The sequence below is a fragment of the Gemmobacter nectariphilus DSM 15620 genome, assembly GCF_000429765.1.
GTDB classification, from domain to species: domain Bacteria; phylum Pseudomonadota; class Alphaproteobacteria; order Rhodobacterales; family Rhodobacteraceae; genus Wagnerdoeblera; species Wagnerdoeblera nectariphila.
The window spans coordinates 235,081-251,130 of sequence record NZ_KE386949.1 but is presented as its reverse complement, the minus strand read 5'-3'; the positions used below and the strand labels follow the sequence as shown (position 1 = coordinate 251,130).

The following is a 16,050-nucleotide window of genomic DNA, read 5'->3' as shown; positions in this document are numbered from 1 at the left end:
GCTGGTCCGTCAGGCGGGGTTGTCGGGGGGGCTTGGCCGCTTGTCAACCTTGCGAAGCCGGGCCGGGCAGGCCATATGGTCACAAGATCGCAACGGAGGCTGCCATGCAGACCCGCACCAAGATTTTTGATGACCTGTCGCGGCTGGCGACCAATGCCATGGGCGTGGCCCAAGGCGCCCGGACCGAGGCCGAGAACGCGATGAAATCGCTGCTCGACCGCTGGCTGGCGGAACGCGACCTTGTCACGCGCGAGGAATTCGACGCCGTTCGCGCCATGGCCCAGAAGGCGCGCGAGGAAAACGAGGCGCTGAAAGCGAAGCTGGCCGAGATCGAGGCCAGACTTGGCTGAGCGGTCCTGCGACTATCCGGCGCTGGCCAGCGCCCTGCGCGCCCTGACCCATGGCGAGACCGATGCCGTCGCGCTGATGGCGACCGTCGCGTGCGAGCTGCATCACGCCCATGCCCTGTCCGACTGGACAGGGTTCTACCGCGTCGTGGCGCCCGATCTGCTGAAGATCGGCCCCTATCAAGGCGGCCATGGCTGCCTAGTGATCCCGTTTTCGCGCGGGGTTTGCGGGGCGGCGGCGCGCAGCGGACAGGTGCAGCTGGTGCCCGATGTCGATGCCTTCCCCGATCACATCGCCTGTGCGTCCTCGACCCGCTCGGAACTGGTGTTGCCGGTCTGGAACGGGCAGGGGGCGCTGCTGGCGGTGCTGGATCTCGACAGCAACACGCCCGCCGCCTTTACCGACGATGACGTTCAGGCGCTGACCGCCATTCTGGCCGAAACCTTCCGCGACTGCGCCAATCCGCTGTGAGCCTGCAAGGCTGGCTGGCCTTCGTTGCGTTCTGGGCGGTGTTCGTCACCTCGCCAGGGCCGAATGCGGTCAATTGCGTCGCCAATGGCATGGCCTTCGGCTTTCGCCGCGCGCTTTGGGGTGTTGCGGCCATCCTGACACAGGCAGCACTGTTCCTGACATTGGCGGCGGCCGGTGTGACGGCGGCGCTGGCGGCCGCCCCTGCGGCGATCGACGCGCTTAAACTCGCGGGTGCGGCGGTTCTGGTCTGGCTTGGCCTCAGGAATATCCTGCGTGCCGGGCGCCCGCTGGAACCTTCGGTGCCCAGCCGGGCGATCTATCTGCGCGCCTTCCTGATCGCCACGCTGAATGCGAAAAGCCTGATGGGCTATCTTGCGGCCTTTACCCAGTTCGTCGAGCCGGGCCAGGCGATCTGGCCGCAGATGGCGGCGATCTATCCCAGCGCGCTGACGCTGACCGCGCTCAGCTATTGCGGCTGGACAGCGCTTGGCGCCCGCATGGGACGTTCGGCATTGGCGACGGTGGCGAACGCCTGGTTCCGCCGGCTGACCGGCGCCGCCTTTGTTGCCTATGGCGCGGTGCTGGCGCTGTCGGTTCTGCCTGTTTCGCCTTGATCCAAATATCCCGGGGGGTGAATGCGCGCTTGCGCGCAGAGGGGGGCTGGCCCCCCCTTTTCCGGCCGGGATCAGCGGCGCTGCATGTCGACGATGTCGCGCTCCAGCGCGCGCTCGGCCACGCCGTGCTGCTTGAGCCGCTGCGGATGCCGGCAATAGGCCTCGCCCAGCACATAGGCTTCGGAGCGCGTTGCCCGAGGGCCGATCGCAGCGCGGATTTCCTCGACGAACCGCTCGCTCGGCCGGTCCAGCGAATTGACCGAGGCAAACACCTCGACCGAACATTCCGCATGGATGACATTGCCGGTGCGGTGACGGTCATGCTTCCAGCCATCGGCCTGCGCGCTTCCGGCGGCCAGCAGCGCGGCTGCGGCAATCGTGATGATCTGCTTCATCGGGGCCCCCATGTTCCACACACCCGATCCTGTGTCGCGCGTCAGGGGATTCGGCGCAATGCTCTCGTGCCCTTGCACGGGGGAAAGCGGGTTTCCCGAATGGAAACGCCCGCGCAGGTTCCCCCGCGCGGGCGTTGTCATTTCCTGTGCCGGATGGCTCAGGCGGCAGCCTTGGCCTGGCCGACGATGGCGGCAAAGGCTTCGGGCTCGGCCACGGCCAGATCGGCCAGAACCTTGCGGTCAACCGAGATGCCGGCCTTGGCCAGCAGGTTGATGAACTTCGAATAGGTCATTTCGGCATCCACCAGACGCACGGCAGCGTTGATCCGCTGGATCCACAGCGAGCGGAAGCTGCGCTTGCGGGCCTTGCGGTCGCGGGTGGCATACTGGTTGGCCTTGTCGACGGCCTGGGTGGCGGTGCGGAAGTTGCGCGAACGGGCCGAGTAATAGCCTTTCGCTTTCTTCAGAACCTTCTTGTGGGCGGCGTGAGTGACCTTGCCGGACTTGACGCGGGACATGTCTGGCTCTCCTTAGCGGTTGTACGGCATGTATTTCTTGACGATCTTCGCGTCCGCATCGGACAGGATCATCGTCCCGGTCACGTCGCGGATGAATTTCGTCGAGCGCTTGATCATGCCGTGGCGCTTGCCAGCGGGGCCCGCTTTGACCTTGCCGGTCGCGGTAAAGGAAAACCGCTTCTTCGCAGCGGATTTCGTCTTCATCTTGGGCATTTCCATCTCCTGGTTCGAGTGGTCGACACGCGACTCGGCATGCCACACCGGCCGGCCGCGCAGAATGAGCCGCCCCTTTACTGTGCCCGCCGGGGCGTGGCAAGCGGAAAAGCCCTAGTTGATCAGCCGCCCCAGCACGCGAAAGAAGACATCGGGCACATCCGCCAGCGCATAGCCGCCCGGGTGTAGCCGGGCCGCGGCCACGACCAGACCGATGGCGATCATCACCATGATGGCGGCTGCGCGCGGCGTGCGCCCTTCGGTCCAGGCATTGAGCAGGGCCGGGATGGCCAGCACCCCGATCACCAGCCCGATCACAAGCATCAGGTCACTGTTCATCGGGTCCCCCCCCGGGTCACCATGGCCGGGAAAATCCCGGCCGCGTCTGGATTATTCAGGATCGGCGCGGAAGATCAATCGTTCGTCACACGGGGCGACGCGCAGGATGTTCGTGGTGCCCTGCACGTTGAAGGGAACGCCGGCGGTGACAACGATCTGGTCTGTGGTGCTGGCAAAGCCATCCTCGCGCGCGGCCTTGGCCGCCGACAGGACAGCGCCCTTGAACCGCTCTTGCGGCGGGACCAGCACGCAATGCGCGCCCCAGGTCAGGCACAGCTTGCGCGCCGTGCGCACAAGGGGGGTCAGCGCCAGGATCGGCACGCGCGGCCGCTCTCTCGCCACCAGGGTTGCGGTCGTGCCCGATTGGGTAAAGCAGCAGATCGCCTTGATGTCCGTCGTCTCGGCCAGCTCGCGCGCGGCCGAGACGATCCCGTCGGCGACGGTGCGCCGGTTCACCTTGCGGCTGGCCTCGATCACCTCGCGATAGGTCGGATCGCCTTCGACCTCGCGCGCGACGGCATCCATCGTGGCCACCGCCTGCACGGGGTATTGCCCGGCGGCGGATTCGGCCGACAGCATGACGGCATCCGCCCCCTCATAGATGGCCGTCGCCACATCCGAGACCTCGGCCCGCGTCGGCATCGGGCTTTCGATCATCGATTCCAGCATCTGCGTGGCTACGATCACCGGCTTGGCGGCCGCCCGCGCGCCGCGCACCAGCCGTTTCTGGATCGGCGGCACGGCCTGAACCGGGCATTCCACCCCCAGATCGCCGCGCGCCACCATGATGCCATCAGAGACCGCAAGGATCGCGTCAAACGCCTTCACGGCGGCAGGCTTTTCGATCTTGGACAGGATCGCCGCGCGCCCCTGTGCCAGATCGCGCGCTTCCAGCACATCCTCAGGCCGCTGGACAAAGGACAGCGCCAGCCAGTCCACCCCCAGCGCGCAGACGAAGTCCAGATCGCGGCGGTCCTTGTCCGACAGCGCGGCCAGCGGCAGCACCACATCGGGCACATTGACCCCCTTGCGGTTGGAAATCGTGCCGCCCACCGTCACGACGCAATCGGCGAAATCGGCACCGCAGGCCGTGACCTTCAGCCGGATCTTGCCGTCATTCACCAGAAGGGCCGATCCGGGTTCAAGCGCCGCGAAAATCTCGGGGTGGGGCAGCTGCACGCGATGCGCATCGCCCGGCGCATCCGACAGATCCAGCCGAAAGCTTTGCCCTTCTTCCAGATCGACGGCGCCTGCGGCGAACACGCCCACCCGCAGCTTGGGCCCCTGCAGGTCGGCCAGAATCGCGATCGGGCGGCCAATCTCGCCCTCGATCTCGCGGATGATCGCATGGCGCGCGGCAATGTCGTCGTGGCTGCCGTGGCTCATGTTCAGGCGGAACACATCGGCGCCCGCCTCCCACAGGGCGCGGATCGTCGCCTTGTCCGAAGACGCAGGCCCCAGCGTCGCCACGATCTTGATCTTGCGATGCCGTCTCATCCGCCATCCTCCGTTTGCGCAAACATTGTCTGCCTTTTGCCCGGATTCTGCCGCAGCGGCAACTGGAACCCCGGCGCTTCTGCCTGTAAAGCGGATCTGCCCCACCAGACGCAACAGCATCATGACCGAGACACCTTACCATATCCTTGGCCAGAACCGCCCCGGCCGCTGGCTTGTCACCTGCGATCACGCGACCAACCGGGTGCCGGAGTGGGTGAACGGCGGCGATCTGGGCATCGCGCCCCAGGACATGGCCCGCCATATCGCCTATGACGTCGGCGCGGTCGGACTGGCCGCCGCACTGGCGGAACGGCTGGACAGTCCCTGCATCCTGTCGGATTTCTCGCGCCTCGTGATCGACCCGAACCGGGGCGAGGATGATCCGACCCTGCTGATGAAGCTTTATGATGGCACGATCATCCCGGCCAATCGCCATGCCGATGCGGCCGAAGCCGAACGCCGGCTGAACGCGCTGCACCGCCCCTATCATGCGGCGCTGGAATCGCTGGCGGCGCGGCGGCCCGATACGGTGATCTGCGCGGTGCATTCCTTCACCCCGTGCCTGCGCGGCCGCGCGCCGCGGCCCTGGCATGTCGGCATCCTGCATTCGCACCGCGACAGCCGCCTGTCGCTGCGCCTGATTGATCTGCTGCGCGCCGAGCCCGATCTGTGCATTGGCGACAACGAGCCCTATTCCGGCCACCTTCCCGGCGATTCCATCGACCGCCATGCCCTGGCCCAGGGCCGCCACAACACCTTGATCGAGCTGCGCAACGACCTGATCGCCACCCCGGCCGACCAATCCGCCTGGGCCGCGCGCCTCGCCCCCCTGCTGACGAAGGCGCTGGACGATCTGGCCTGACGGCTTTCCCTTTTGCCTTTTCTCAAATACCCTTCGACGGCGCCGCCTGGTGCGCCACTGGCGGCAAAAGCGAACCCGTGACACCGCGCCACAGACAGGGAGACCCGCCATGGACGACGCCACCCGGACCGAGCTTGAGGCCGCAACCTTCCGCCGGCTGGTCGAACATCTGATGGACAAGCGCCCTGACGTTCAGAACATCGACCTGATGAATCTGGCCGGCTTTTGCCGCAACTGCCTGTCGCGCTGGTATCAGGAAGAAGCGAACGCCCGCGGCATCGCGATGGGCAAGGAAGACGCGCGCGAGATCGTCTATGGCATGCCCTATGACGACTGGAAGGCGCATCATCAGACCGAGGCCTCAGATTCGCAAAAGGCCGCGTTCGAGGTCGCCTTTCGGGAGAACGTCGGCAAGCCCTAGATCGGCCTGGAAACAATGATGCCGACTTCGCGGGATTGGTTGGATCCCGTGGACGGCTTCCTAGAATTTTCGCATAATTCCATCAACTCTCTGGACAGACCCCGGCCGCCTGCTGATCCTTGGTCGGGGTATCAATTTATTATGAGGGTGTCATGGAATTGCTGCTGATTGCCGTTCCTGTTCTGTTGCTTGGGGCGCTGCTGTTTGACGGTGGCTCGGACACCGATACCTCGGCCAACCGGACCGACATTGATGGCACCGAGGGCGATGACATGCTGGAAGGCACCGCCGAGGATGAAAACCTGCGGGGCTTTGACGGCAACGACACGCTGATCGGCCGCGCGGGCGACGATTATGTCTCGGGCGGGGCGGGCAATGACGATCTCTTGGGCAATCTGGGCGACGATACCTTGTCCGGCGGCCTTGGGCATGACTGGATCGATGGCGGAGCAGACGAGGATCTGCTGCAAGGCGGCTACGGTCAGGACACGCTGATTGGCGGCGCAGGCGATGACACGTCTATGGGCGGTGCCGGCAACGATCTGCTCGTGGACTTCGAGGGCAGCAACGCCTTGCACGGTGAAGCAGGCGACGACCTGCTGATCGGGCTCGACAGCGATACCGAAGCAGAGCCGACGCCCGATGCGCTGTTCGGCGGCGATGGTGCCGACATTCTGGTCGGGGATCGGCTGGATACGATGACAGGCGGCGCGGGCAGCGATCTGTTCGTGGTTGAACGCTATGCCGACATGGAGACCGGAAACGCCGCAGACCCGGCCACCATCGTCGATTTCAACGCGATGGAGGATCTGCTCCACCTGGATCTGACCGGCTATGGGGATGCCCAGGTCGATATCATGGCCGACGAGAATGGCGATTCGATGGTCGTGGTGAACGGCATCGCCATGGCGCGTCTGTCGGGCATCGCGCCCGAGGATTTCCCCGTCGACCGGCTGACGGTGGACACGAACACCGACGATCCCCCCCAAGAGCCGGGAGTGCCTGGCAATGGTGACGATCTGCTGACCGGCACCTCGGGCACCGACACCATCTCGGGGCTGGCCGGGGACGATCAGATCTCTGGCTGGGGCGAAGATGACAGCCTTGCCGGGGATGTCGGGAACGACAGCCTGTGGGGCAACGAGGGCAGCGACACGCTTGCGGGCGGCGAAGGCCATGATGCCCTGTATGGCGGCGATGGCGATGACAGCCTGCTTGGCGGTGCCGGCGAGGATCGTCTGCTGGGCGGGGCTGGCGCCGATGTGCTTGTCGGTGGTCCCGAGGCCGATACGCTGATCGGCGAAGACGGCAGCGACACGCTGGTCGGTGGCCCGGACGATGTGATGACCGGGGGCGGCTCCGAGGATATATTCCTGGTCCAGTGGGGCGGCGGCGCCGAGGCCGGGGATCCGGCCATCATCACCGATTTCGATCGCAGCCAGGACTATGTGCGGCTGGAGCTGGACGGGTTCGAAACGGTGACGCCGCAAGTGACCGCCGATCCGGTCAGCGGCTATGCCCTGCTGTCGATCAGTGGCGTTCCTGTGGCGCTGTTCCATGGTATTGCGGCCGAGGACTTCAGCCTTGACCGTCTGACCATCGTGACGCCTGCGACGATCACGGGCACCGATGGCGACGACGGGCTGAACGGCATCAATGCGCCCGAACGCTTCGTTGCGCTGGATGGCAACGATCGGGTCTATGCCGGGTTCGGCGACGATACCGTGAGCGGTGGCTCTGGCAATGACAGCGTCTATGGCGACCCGGGGGACGACCATATCAACCTTGATGGTGGACATGATCTTGCCTACGGCGGCGACGGCGCGGATTCGATCTATGGCGGCGACGATGACGACACGCTTTACGGCGGCGAAGGCGACGATCTTCTGGTCGGCGATGCGGGCCATGATGTGCTGGGCGGCGGCGCCGGGGCCGATACGTTGCTGGGCGGCGGGGGCGAGGATCTGTTGATCGCGCATGGGGCCGACCTGATGACCGGCGGCGAAGACGAGGACATGTTCCACATCTATGATACCGGCGCCTATGGCATTGCGCGCATCACCGATCTGTTTGGCGACGAACAGGTTCTGCTGGTCTGGGATGATCAGACCGACCCGACGGCCGTTGAACCCGTGCTGACGCAGGTGCAGGTTGGTGACAATGTCGCACTGCAACTGGACGGCGATGTCGTCGCCCTGGTGGAAAACCGGCTGGCGGGCAGCCTGAACGTGGCGATTCAGCGGGCCAGCGAGCTGCTGCCGCTGGCGGCCTGATCGCGGCACCGCTGGACAAGCGAAAGGGGCGGAAGGATCACCTTCCGCCCCTTTGCGCTGACGGCCGTTCGGGCGTGCCGACCGGCCTGTGGTCTTCCGATCACATCGCCGCCTTGAGCGATTCGTCCAGATACAGCTCGCGCAGGCGGGTGGCGACGCGGCCGGGCTTGCCGTCGCCCAGCTTCTTGCCGTCGATTTCCACCACCGGCATCACGAACACGCCGGCCGAGGTGATGAAAGCCTCGTCCGCCGCCTGGGCCTCCTCGATGGTGAAGGGGCGCTCGATGATTTCCATCTGCGCTTCCTTGGCAAAGCGGATCACCGAGGCGCGGGTGATGCCGTGCAGCAGATCATTGCTGAGCTGGCGGGTGATGATCTTGCCGTCCTTGACGATCCAGGCGTTGTTCGAGGTGCCCTCGGTCACGGCGCCATCCTCGACGAACCAGGCGTCATCGGCGCCGGCGGCCTTGGCAGCCATCTTGCACATCGACGGATACAGCAGCTGAACCGTCTTGATGTCGCGGCGGTGCCAACGCATTTCCGGCAGGCTGATGACCTTGAGCCCGGTCGTGGCCTGCGGGTTCTGCGCAAGGCCCGGCTTGGACTGGGTGAACATCACCACGGTCTGCGGCACCGGCGGGTTGGGATACATGAAGTCGCGGTCGCCCCCGTTGCCGCGCGTGACCTGCAGGTAGATGCTGCCGTCGCCGATGTCGTTGAGCCGGACGATCTCGTGGTGCAGGGCGAGCCATTCGTCATCGGTATGCGGGTTCGGCATGCCGAGTTCCTTGAGCGAGCGATCAAGGCGGCGGCAATGGCCCTCGAAGTCGATCAGCTTGCCACCCAGAACGCTGGTGACCTCGTAGACGCCATCGCCCATCAGGAAGCCGCGGTCAAAGACCGAGACTTTCGCCTCTGCCTCGGGCAGCCAGTCGCCGTTCAGGTGGACGATGCGGGTCATGTCGGTCTCCTGTGTGGTCTCAGCCCCAGAGCGCGGGGTCAGGCGGATAAAGGGTGGCGCCCTGCACGCGCATGGGCACCGGCCGGTCTTCGGACAGAAGCAGCGGCGCGTCAAGGTCGACGTAGGGCGCGCCCTGCGCCAGCAGGAAGGCCGGCGCCATGGCAAGGCTGGATCCGACCATGCAGCCGACCATGATGCCAAAGCCCATCGCCTGTGCCTCGGCCCGGGTTGCCAGGGCTTCGGTCAGCCCGCCGGTCTTGTCGAGCTTGATGTTGACCAGATCGTATTTGCCGCGCAGTGCGGCAAGGCTGGCGCGGTCGTGGCAGCTTTCGTCGGCGCAGACGGGCAGGGGGCGGGCGATTTCGGCCAGCATGTCATCCTGCCCTGCCGGCAGCGGCTGTTCGACCAGCGCAACGCCAAGGCGCAGCAGATGCGGGGCGAGGTCGGTATAGACCTCGGCCGTCCAGCCCTCGTTGGCATCGACGATGATGGTGGACTTTGGCGCCCCGCGCCGCACGGCTTCAAGCCTGGGCATGTCGCCCTGGGTGCCAAGCTTGATCTTGAGCAGCGGGCGATGGGCGTGCTTGCGGGCCTCGGTCTCCATCCGCTCGGGGGTGTCGAGGGAGATCGTATAGGTGATGCCCAGGGGCTGCGGCGGGGCAAGACCGGCAAGGCGATGGACGGGCGTGCCGCCGTGCTTGGCCTGCCAGTCCCAGAGCGCGCAGTCGACGGCATTGCGGGCCGCGCCGGGGGGCAGCAGGGTTTGCAGGGCCAGGCGGTCGATGGTGTCCGGCAGGGCGGCAATGGTGGCGGCAACCGAGTCGAGGCTTTCGCCATAGCGCGGATAGGGCACGCATTCGCCCATGCCGGTCGCGCCGTCTTGCGTGACGCGGACGGTCAGCACCCGCGCCTCGGTCCGGCTGCCGCGGCTGATGGTGAAGGCCTGTGCAAGGCGGAAGGCTTCGGGGGTGACGGTCAGGCTCATGGTCTCTCCTGTCGGGGGCCGCCTCGGGGGGCATCGAGCCCCCGCTCGGCGGCGCTGCCGCGGGGGGCGGGGGCCGGGCGCATTGTCCGGGCGCTGTTCGGGCGGTGCGGTCGGCTGCCTCCGGCGGGGATATTTGGATCAAGGCGAAGATGGAAGCCGATTTGCGGGTGCCGCAGCGCCGCGCCAACTGCTGCGCTGCAACATTTCCGGCCTTGCGGGAGTTTGCGCAATAATATAACTGGATCGCAACCATCCCGGAAATATACTTGCGAGGCCGCCATGTCCTTCCGCCTGCAACCTGCGCCTGTCGCCCGCCCCAATCGTTGCCAGCTGTTCGGGCCCGGATCGCGCCCGGCCCTGTTCGAGAAGATGGCGGCAAGCGCGGCGGATGTCATCAACCTGGATCTGGAAGATTCGGTCGCGCCGACGGACAAGGACGCCGCGCAGGCGAACATCATCAAGGCCACGCATGAGGTGGACTGGGGCAACAAGCTGTTGTCGGTGCGCATCAACGGGCTGGACACGCCGTTCTGGTACAAGGATGTGGTGGAGCTGCTGGAGCAGGCGAGCGAGCGGCTGGACCAGATCATGATCCCCAAGGTCGGCTGTGCGGCCGATGTCTATGCGGTGGATGCGCTGGTCACGGCGATCGAGGCCGCCAAGGGCCGCAAGAAGCGCATCAGCTTTGAGGTCATCATCGAGTCGGCGGCCGGCATTGCCCATGTCGAGGAAATCGCCGCCTCGAGCCCGCGGTTGCAGGCGATGAGCCTGGGAGCGGCGGATTTTGCCGCCAGCATGGGGATGCAGACCACCGGTATCGGTGGGACGCAGGAGAACTACTACATGTTGCGCGAGGGCGTGAAGCACTGGTCGGACCCGTGGCATTGGGCGCAGGCCGCGATCGTGGCGGCGTGCCGCACCCATGGCGTTCTGCCGGTCGATGGCCCCTTTGGCGATTTCAGCGATGACGAGGGCTTCCGGGCGCAGGCGCGGCGGTCGGCCACGCTGGGCATGGTCGGCAAATGGGCGATCCATCCCAAGCAGGTGGCGCTGGCCAACGAGGTCTTTACCCCGTCCGAGGCCGCCGTGGCCGAGGCGCGCGAGATCCTTGCCGCCATGGAGGCTGCCAAGGCCGCCGGTCAGGGCGCGACGGTCTACAAGGGACGACTCGTTGACATTGCGTCCATCAAACAGGCAGAAGTGATCGTGAAACAGGCAGAGATGATCTCTGCCGCCTGAACCCTCCGGTCGCTGGGGAGAGGAGGCCCCGGCGATCACGACGGGAGGAACGCCCCGGGCCCGCTTGCCCGGGGCGTTGGCATTTGATGGCCTTGGTGCTTGACCTTGGGGCGGGGGCGGCCGACATCTTGCACCGCAAGGAGATGGATGATGTCGCAAAGCCCCGTTCTGGATTTTCTTCTGACCCGTCGGTCCCGCCCGGCCAAGCTGTTGTCGGCGCCGGTGCCGGACCGGGCCGCGCTGGAGGTGCTGCTGACCGCTGCCGCCCGGGTGCCCGATCATGGCAAGCTGGAGCCCTGGCGGTTCATCGTGCTGGAAAAGCCGGCGTTGATGCGGATTGCCGCCGCCGTGCCGGCCCGTGCCACCGAGCGCGGGATGGACGCCGAGCAAGCCGCCAAGGGGCGCAGCCAGTTCGACGACAGCCCGCTTGCGGTTGCGGTGATTGCCAGCCCCAAGGGGTTCGAGCGCATCCCCGAGATTGAACAGACGCTGTCGGCCGGGGCGGTCTGCCTGTCGCTGGTCAATGCCGCGCTGGCGGCGGGCTGGGGCGCAAGCTGGCTGACCGGCTGGGTGGCGCATGACCGCGCCTTTGCGGCGGCCCAGCTGGGGCTGGCGCCCGGCGAATGGGTGGCGGGCTTTGTGCATATCGGCAGCTGCGCCAACACGCCGCCCGATCGGCCACGCCCTGACATTGCCGCCATCACCACATGGGTTCAGGAATGATCCTGTCGGATTTTCTGAAGGCGCTGCGCCAGTTGCCCGACCCGCGCTTTCGCCGCGTGCTGTTGCTGGGGCTGGGGCTGACCGTTGCGCTGCTGGTGGCGGTTTATGCCGTGTTCCTGTTCGCCATCCAGTCGCTGACCCCCGATACGGTCGAAATTCCGCTGGTCGGGCCGGTCGGCGGGCTGGATACGTTACTGTCGGTGGGCTCGTTCCTGTTCATGATCGGGCTGAGCATCTTCCTGATGGTGCCGGTCGCCTCGATGTTCACCGGCTTCTTCCTCGAGGATGTGGCGCAGGCGGTCGAGGACCGGCATTATCCCTGGCTGCCCCCGGCGCCGAAGGTCAGTCTTTATGAATCCATCAAGGATTCGCTGAACTTCTTTGCGGTGCTGATCGTGGTGAACCTGATCGCGCTGGTGCTGGCGATCTTTGCAGGGCCGGCGATTCCGGTGGTGTTCTGGGGCGTGAACGGGTTCTTGCTGGGGCGGGAATATTTCACGCTGGCCGCGATGCGCCGACTGGGGCGCGAGGGCGCGCGGGCCCTGCGGGCGCGCTACACCGGCCAGATCTGGCTGGCCGGCGTGCTGATGGCGGTGCCGCTGTCGGTGCCGGTGGTGAACCTGCTGATCCCGCTGCTGGGGGCGGCGACCTTTACCCACATGTTCCACCGGCTGAACGGAACGGCGCGGCGGCCCTGAGCGTCAGTTGGCCGGTTGTTCCAGCGGGTGCATCCGGCCCATCACGTCGAAATCGCGCACGGTGATCCAGCCTTGGGTGATGATGACGAACAGGATCGTCCAGATGATCACGGCGGCAATCGTGGTGATCTTGGCCTTGCGTTTGACCACAGGGCCGGCCGGCGCGCTGGAGGGCGTGCCCGGCACGATCGATCCCGCCTCGCCCTGCGTGGTCAGCCGCAGGGGAAGCACGATGAAGAACACCATGAACCAGCAGACGGCGAACAGGACGATGGCGGCGGTGATGGTCATCAGACCTGCTCCAGTTCCACGAGGCAGCCGTTGAAGTCCTTGGGGTGCAGGAACAGCACCGGCTTGCCATGAGCGCCGATCTTCGGCTCTCCGGTGCCCAGAACGCGGGCGCCGCTGGCCTTCAGCTTGTCGCGCGCGGCCAGGATATCCTCGACCTCATAGCAGATGTGGTGGATGCCGCCGGCGGGGTTCTTTTCCAGAAAGCCCGCGATCGGGGAATTCTCGCCCAGGGGATACAGCAGTTCGATCTTGGTGTTCGGCAGGTCGATGAACACGACGGTCACGCCGTGATCGGGTTCGTCCTGCGGGGCGCGGACATGGGCGCCCAGCGTGCTGCGGTATTGCTCTGCCGCCGCCTCAAGGTCGGGAACGGCGATGGCGACGTGGTTCAGGCGTCCGATCATGGGCTGGCTCCGGGCTGGGTTGGTCCTCTTAGGCGCGGGTTATGGGCACGAGGGGGGCGGCTGGCAAGCGAAGAGTGCCGGACACGGACATTGCGTCGCGGCGTTAACCGGCTGGAAACCAAGCTGCGCTTCACTGGGCCCAGCTACAGGAGACAGCCGATGCCGCATGTTGATTCCCGCCCGCCCCTGGCAGGGCCGGTTCTGCCGATGCAGGGTCTGACGATTCTGGCGGTCGAGGACAGCCGCTATGCGTCCGAGGCGTTTCGCCTGATGGCGCAGCGATCGGGCGCGCGGCTTCGGCGGGCCGAGACGCTGCACGATGCCCGGCGGCATCTGGCGATCTATCGGCCCGATGTGGTGATCATCGACATGGGGCTGCCGGATGGCTCGGGCGCGGGGCTGATCCGGGAATTGACGCATGGGGTCACGGGCGGGCCGCTGGTGCTGGGTCTTAGCGGCGATCCCTTGCAGCGCGGGGCGGCGCTGTCGGCGGGTGCGGCCGGGTTCCTGGAAAAGCCGGTCGCGGGGCTGGCGGGGTTTCAGGCCGCCATCCTTGGCCATCTGCCGGATCGCGACGCGCAGGCCCCTGTCGGGGAGGTGCCGGAACCTGACCGGCTGGCGCTGCGCGAGGATCTGGCCCATGCCGCAGGTATTCTGGCGCGGGGGCCGGATGCGGGGCAGCGGGCCTATCTGGCGCGCTTTCTGGGCGGGATTGCACGCAGCACCAGCGATACCGCGCTTGCCCGCGCGGCCGAGGATCTGCCCTATGCCGATACTGCCCGTCTGGCCTATCTGTGCGGCCTTGTCGCCTTGCGCATGGGCGAGGCGCCGCGCCCCTTTGCCTGACCGCTTGTTCGGGGACCAAGCGCCATCGCGGCGCAGTGATTGCCGCAACGGGACCGGCGCGGGGGCCTGTTGCAACTGACGCATCCTGCGGCAACACGGCGCCGGCCCTGGCACGGCGCGCGGCAGCCCCTCTGGCCATGGGGCCATGGGCGGGCGCGACCGCGCGGCCCCACGTCGTGCGCCGCATCATGCGCGATCCGCTGTGCGGCGGCCGGCCCATCCGATTTCGGGGCTTCATTCCCCGCCAGCGCCGCCCGTGCCAATCAGGGCCGGTCACCTGCCAGGGCCGAAATCTCGGCGCCGATGCTGCAGAAGGGCGGCGGGGCGGTATGGGTCGGATCGGCCAGCCATTGCTGGCAATCGCAGACCCTGCCGCAGTCTTCGCAGCGGCTGACCATCCGGGCCAGCTCGCTGCGGGTCATCCAGCCGTCGACGACGGCCCGCGCAAGATGCACACCGCTGATGCGGGCCATGCCATGCGCCATCCACCAGGCGCGTTGCGCCTCGACCAATCCGATCATTGTTCCATGCCCGTTGCTGGGGCCGCTGGCCCGCTTGCCAGATGTCGGCCCATTGCCATGCAGACAGGCTGCGCCGCGAATCGACGCCGCGCCTTGAGACAGATCAAGGCGCTAAAGGGTGGCGCGGCGCGGCTGGCCCCCGGTCAGCGTGGCAACACGGTCCGAAAGCGCGCGCAGGGCCGCGATCTCGTCTGGCAAAAGGCCGGCAGCCGTGGCGCGCGCCAGGGCGTCGGCGCTGGCCCGGGCGGTCTGGGTTGCAAAGACCTGGGGCGCCATTTCGGCCAGCGCCAGAAGCGCCTTTTGCAGCCGCATCTGCACCTCGATCAGGCTGGCGCCATCGCGGGCGATGGGGCGAAAGGCATCTTCGATCAGATCATCGCTTCGGATCGGGGGCACATGCAGGCGCGGCCACAGCACGTCGGCCTCGGCCGGGTCGGTCCATTCGGACAGCACCCGGACAAGGCGCCCGATCACCTCAATGGCGGTGCCGGGGTCGTTGACCGCAGGCGACAGCGCGCGCGAGGCCGCCTCGGTCAGCGCGATCACGCCAAAGCGCGGATCCTGATCGTAGGTGCGCCCCTCGCCGATGCTGAAGGCGGCGCGGGCCTTGTCCGCCAGATCGTCTTCCAGTCCTGCCATATGCAAGAGCGGCGCGGCCGGATGCACGAAGGTGCCGGGAAGGGCGGCCAGATACATCTCGCGCCCGGCGATATCGGCCAGGGCCGACAACTGCGCCATGTCGATATGCTGGACATAGCCGGTCGTGTGCGCGAGCAGCGGGGTCGATGTCACCGGCGGCGCCCCGCGCAAGGGGTGCCCGCCCAGATAGGGCATCGCCATGCGGCTGCGCAGGGCGGCCGTGGCCGCAGCCTCGACCCGGCCCAGCGTATCCGACAGCCGGCCGAAATCCATCAGATGCGCGATCCAGCGCAGCAGCGCCAGGACGACCGCCGACAGCACGGCAATGGTGGCCACGAACAGCACCAGCCGCCCCCGGTCGCCGTAGACCCCGGTTTTCAGTGCGACAATGCCGACCAGCGCGAACAGGAAGGCGCCGATGAAGGTGGCCAGCACCTTTTGCGTCGTGGCATCCTGTTTGAGCAGCTCGATCGCGCGGGGGGTGGCGGTCGTGGTCACACCGCCAAAGGCCGTGACCATGATGGAGAGCGAAAAGGTCGTCACCGCCAGCATGGACGAGGCGATGATCCCGAGGATCTGGTCAACCGCATCGGCGCCGATCCTGGCGCCCAGATCAGCTGGCAGAAAGGGATGCACCGCACCAGCCGCCAGTGCCGTGACGATGCCCAAAAGGCCATAGGCCAAGGCCCGGACCCAGACCTTGCGCAGCACAAGCTGAAGGTTCCAGCGAAACCGGCCGATCATGTGCCCCCCTTTCCAATGGTCCAAGAGAAGCACGCGCTTTGCCGGGCG

Annotated in this window: 21 protein-coding genes; 10 read left to right on the top strand and 11 right to left on the bottom strand. The window is 66.6% G+C overall.

Annotated features, from left to right (window positions below; genetic code table 11):
- Positions 1-104 precede the first annotated feature (104 nt).
- Genes G481_RS0119935 through G481_RS0119925 form a run of 3 tightly spaced genes read left to right on the top strand, consistent with a single transcriptional unit; the run spans position 105 to position 1,433 of the window.
- Positions 105-350, top strand: a complete 246-nt coding sequence (locus G481_RS0119935; protein WP_028031558.1) for an accessory factor UbiK family protein — start codon at positions 105-107, stop codon at positions 348-350.
- Positions 343-819: a GAF domain-containing protein gene (locus G481_RS0119930; protein WP_245595017.1), complete on the top strand. Its 477-nt coding sequence runs from the start codon at positions 343-345 to the stop codon at positions 817-819. Before G481_RS0119935 ends, G481_RS0119930 begins: the two co-directional genes overlap by 8 nt.
- The gene (locus G481_RS0119925; protein WP_028031556.1) at positions 816-1,433 is read left to right on the top strand and encodes a LysE family translocator; all 618 of its coding nucleotides are present in this window, start codon (positions 816-818) and stop codon (positions 1,431-1,433) included. Before G481_RS0119930 ends, G481_RS0119925 begins: the two co-directional genes overlap by 4 nt.
- Before the next feature lie 71 nt (positions 1,434-1,504).
- Here G481_RS0119925 and G481_RS0119920 read toward each other — a convergent pair whose 3' ends face one another.
- The 5 genes from G481_RS0119920 to pyk form a co-directional block, all read right to left on the bottom strand.
- Entirely contained in the window at positions 1,505-1,828 is a 324-nt protein-coding gene (locus G481_RS0119920) for a hypothetical protein (protein ID WP_035026834.1), read from the bottom strand.
- 158 nt (positions 1,829-1,986) lie between these two features.
- The gene (gene rplT / locus G481_RS0119915) at positions 1,987-2,346 is read right to left on the bottom strand and encodes a 50S ribosomal protein L20 (protein ID WP_028031554.1); all 360 of its coding nucleotides are present in this window, start codon (positions 2,344-2,346) and stop codon (positions 1,987-1,989) included.
- A 12-nt stretch (positions 2,347-2,358) separates the two neighbouring features.
- Positions 2,359-2,559 (bottom strand): 50S ribosomal protein L35, encoded by a 201-nt coding sequence (rpmI, locus tag G481_RS0119910; RefSeq protein WP_028031553.1) that lies wholly within the window; start codon positions 2,557-2,559, stop codon positions 2,359-2,361.
- Between the two features lie 114 nt (positions 2,560-2,673).
- Positions 2,674-2,898: a hypothetical protein gene (locus G481_RS0119905; protein ID WP_028031552.1), complete on the bottom strand. Its 225-nt coding sequence runs from the start codon at positions 2,896-2,898 to the stop codon at positions 2,674-2,676.
- Between the two features lie 51 nt (positions 2,899-2,949).
- On the bottom strand, positions 2,950-4,395 hold the full coding sequence (gene pyk / locus G481_RS0119900; protein ID WP_028031551.1) for a pyruvate kinase: 1,446 nt from the start codon (positions 4,393-4,395) through the stop codon (positions 2,950-2,952).
- A 121-nt stretch (positions 4,396-4,516) separates the two neighbouring features.
- Here pyk and G481_RS0119895 point away from each other — a divergent pair, with 121 nt between their 5' ends.
- The 3 genes from G481_RS0119895 (at position 4,517) to G481_RS0119885 (ending at position 7,951) form a co-directional block, all read left to right on the top strand.
- A complete protein-coding gene (locus G481_RS0119895) occupies positions 4,517-5,257 on the top strand; it encodes an N-formylglutamate amidohydrolase (protein WP_028031550.1) in 741 nt (246 codons plus the stop codon).
- Between the two features lie 109 nt (positions 5,258-5,366).
- Entirely contained in the window at positions 5,367-5,678 is a 312-nt protein-coding gene (locus tag G481_RS0119890; protein WP_028031549.1) for a DUF1244 domain-containing protein, read from the top strand.
- A 152-nt stretch (positions 5,679-5,830) separates the two neighbouring features.
- The gene (locus tag G481_RS0119885; RefSeq protein WP_028031548.1) at positions 5,831-7,951 is read left to right on the top strand and encodes a calcium-binding protein; all 2,121 of its coding nucleotides are present in this window, start codon (positions 5,831-5,833) and stop codon (positions 7,949-7,951) included.
- Between the two features lie 100 nt (positions 7,952-8,051).
- Here G481_RS0119885 and G481_RS0119880 read toward each other — a convergent pair whose 3' ends face one another.
- Both G481_RS0119880 and dgcA read right to left on the bottom strand, forming a co-directional pair.
- Positions 8,052-8,912, bottom strand: a complete 861-nt coding sequence (locus G481_RS0119880) for a D-amino-acid transaminase (RefSeq protein ID WP_028031547.1) — start codon at positions 8,910-8,912, stop codon at positions 8,052-8,054.
- Positions 8,913-8,931: 19 nt separating this feature from the next.
- Positions 8,932-9,897: an N-acetyl-D-Glu racemase DgcA gene (gene dgcA, locus G481_RS0119875; RefSeq protein ID WP_028031546.1), complete on the bottom strand. Its 966-nt coding sequence runs from the start codon at positions 9,895-9,897 to the stop codon at positions 8,932-8,934.
- Between the two features lie 279 nt (positions 9,898-10,176).
- On the opposite strand from dgcA, the gene G481_RS0119870 reads away from it, so the two are divergent.
- From G481_RS0119870 to G481_RS0119860, 3 genes are all read left to right on the top strand, one after another.
- The gene (locus tag G481_RS0119870; RefSeq protein WP_028031545.1) at positions 10,177-11,136 is read left to right on the top strand and encodes an L-malyl-CoA/beta-methylmalyl-CoA lyase; all 960 of its coding nucleotides are present in this window, start codon (positions 10,177-10,179) and stop codon (positions 11,134-11,136) included.
- 147 nt (positions 11,137-11,283) lie between these two features.
- The gene (locus G481_RS0119865) at positions 11,284-11,859 is read left to right on the top strand and encodes a nitroreductase family protein (protein WP_028031544.1); all 576 of its coding nucleotides are present in this window, start codon (positions 11,284-11,286) and stop codon (positions 11,857-11,859) included.
- Positions 11,859-12,557, top strand: coding sequence for an EI24 domain-containing protein (locus tag G481_RS0119860; RefSeq protein WP_028031543.1), 699 nt, complete (start codon positions 11,859-11,861; stop codon positions 12,555-12,557). Before G481_RS0119865 ends, G481_RS0119860 begins: the two co-directional genes overlap by 1 nt.
- A gap of 3 nt (positions 12,558-12,560) precedes the next feature.
- On the opposite strand, the gene G481_RS0119855 is transcribed toward G481_RS0119860, so the two are convergent.
- Together G481_RS0119855 and mce are read right to left on the bottom strand one after the other, a co-directional pair.
- A complete protein-coding gene (locus G481_RS0119855) occupies positions 12,561-12,848 on the bottom strand; it encodes a DUF1467 family protein (RefSeq protein ID WP_028031542.1) in 288 nt (95 codons plus the stop codon).
- Complete coding sequence (mce, locus tag G481_RS0119850) at positions 12,848-13,252, bottom strand: methylmalonyl-CoA epimerase (RefSeq protein WP_028031541.1); 405 nt, start codon at positions 13,250-13,252, stop codon at positions 12,848-12,850. Before mce ends, G481_RS0119855 begins: the two co-directional genes overlap by 1 nt.
- A gap of 159 nt (positions 13,253-13,411) precedes the next feature.
- Here mce and G481_RS24715 point away from each other — a divergent pair, with 159 nt between their 5' ends.
- Positions 13,412-14,098: a response regulator gene (locus G481_RS24715; protein WP_051294671.1), complete on the top strand. Its 687-nt coding sequence runs from the start codon at positions 13,412-13,414 to the stop codon at positions 14,096-14,098.
- A gap of 263 nt (positions 14,099-14,361) precedes the next feature.
- Here G481_RS24715 and G481_RS0119840 read toward each other — a convergent pair whose 3' ends face one another.
- Together G481_RS0119840 and G481_RS0119835 are read right to left on the bottom strand one after the other, a co-directional pair.
- A complete protein-coding gene (locus G481_RS0119840) occupies positions 14,362-14,619 on the bottom strand; it encodes a DUF6455 family protein (RefSeq protein WP_028031540.1) in 258 nt (85 codons plus the stop codon).
- A 111-nt stretch (positions 14,620-14,730) separates the two neighbouring features.
- On the bottom strand, positions 14,731-16,002 hold the full coding sequence (locus tag G481_RS0119835; protein WP_028031539.1) for a DUF2254 domain-containing protein: 1,272 nt from the start codon (positions 16,000-16,002) through the stop codon (positions 14,731-14,733).
- Positions 16,003-16,050 lie beyond the last annotated feature (48 nt).

What these genes read in the sequence shown, in the direction of transcription:
- rplT (WP_028031554.1), bottom strand. Translation starts at nt 2,346, where the DNA reads ATGTCCCGCGTCAAGTCCGGCAAGGTCACTCACGCCGCCCACAAGAAG.
- G481_RS0119885 (WP_028031548.1), top strand. Translation starts at nt 5,831, where the DNA reads ATGGAATTGCTGCTGATTGCCGTTCCTGTTCTGTTGCTTGGGGCGCTG.
- G481_RS0119890 (WP_028031549.1), top strand. Translation starts at nt 5,367, where the DNA reads ATGGACGACGCCACCCGGACCGAGCTTGAGGCCGCAACCTTCCGCCGG.
- G481_RS0119855 (WP_028031542.1), bottom strand. Translation starts at nt 12,848, where the DNA reads ATGACCATCACCGCCGCCATCGTCCTGTTCGCCGTCTGCTGGTTCATG.
- G481_RS0119880 (WP_028031547.1), bottom strand. Translation starts at nt 8,912, where the DNA reads ATGACCCGCATCGTCCACCTGAACGGCGACTGGCTGCCCGAGGCAGAG.
- G481_RS0119870 (WP_028031545.1), top strand. Translation starts at nt 10,177, where the DNA reads ATGTCCTTCCGCCTGCAACCTGCGCCTGTCGCCCGCCCCAATCGTTGC.
- G481_RS0119905 (WP_028031552.1), bottom strand. Translation starts at nt 2,898, where the DNA reads ATGAACAGTGACCTGATGCTTGTGATCGGGCTGGTGATCGGGGTGCTG.
- G481_RS0119935 (WP_028031558.1), top strand. Translation starts at nt 105, where the DNA reads ATGCAGACCCGCACCAAGATTTTTGATGACCTGTCGCGGCTGGCGACC.
- G481_RS0119895 (WP_028031550.1), top strand. Translation starts at nt 4,517, where the DNA reads ATGACCGAGACACCTTACCATATCCTTGGCCAGAACCGCCCCGGCCGC.
- G481_RS24715 (WP_051294671.1), top strand. Translation starts at nt 13,412, where the DNA reads ATGCCGCATGTTGATTCCCGCCCGCCCCTGGCAGGGCCGGTTCTGCCG.
- G481_RS0119835 (WP_028031539.1), bottom strand. Translation starts at nt 16,002, where the DNA reads ATGATCGGCCGGTTTCGCTGGAACCTTCAGCTTGTGCTGCGCAAGGTC.
- G481_RS0119920 (WP_035026834.1), bottom strand. Translation starts at nt 1,828, where the DNA reads ATGAAGCAGATCATCACGATTGCCGCAGCCGCGCTGCTGGCCGCCGGA.
- dgcA (WP_028031546.1), bottom strand. Translation starts at nt 9,897, where the DNA reads ATGAGCCTGACCGTCACCCCCGAAGCCTTCCGCCTTGCACAGGCCTTC.
- G481_RS0119840 (WP_028031540.1), bottom strand. Translation starts at nt 14,619, where the DNA reads ATGATCGGATTGGTCGAGGCGCAACGCGCCTGGTGGATGGCGCATGGC.
- rpmI (WP_028031553.1), bottom strand. Translation starts at nt 2,559, where the DNA reads ATGCCCAAGATGAAGACGAAATCCGCTGCGAAGAAGCGGTTTTCCTTT.
- mce (WP_028031541.1), bottom strand. Translation starts at nt 13,252, where the DNA reads ATGATCGGACGCCTGAACCACGTCGCCATCGCCGTTCCCGACCTTGAG.
- pyk (WP_028031551.1), bottom strand. Translation starts at nt 4,395, where the DNA reads ATGAGACGGCATCGCAAGATCAAGATCGTGGCGACGCTGGGGCCTGCG.
- G481_RS0119865 (WP_028031544.1), top strand. Translation starts at nt 11,284, where the DNA reads ATGATGTCGCAAAGCCCCGTTCTGGATTTTCTTCTGACCCGTCGGTCC.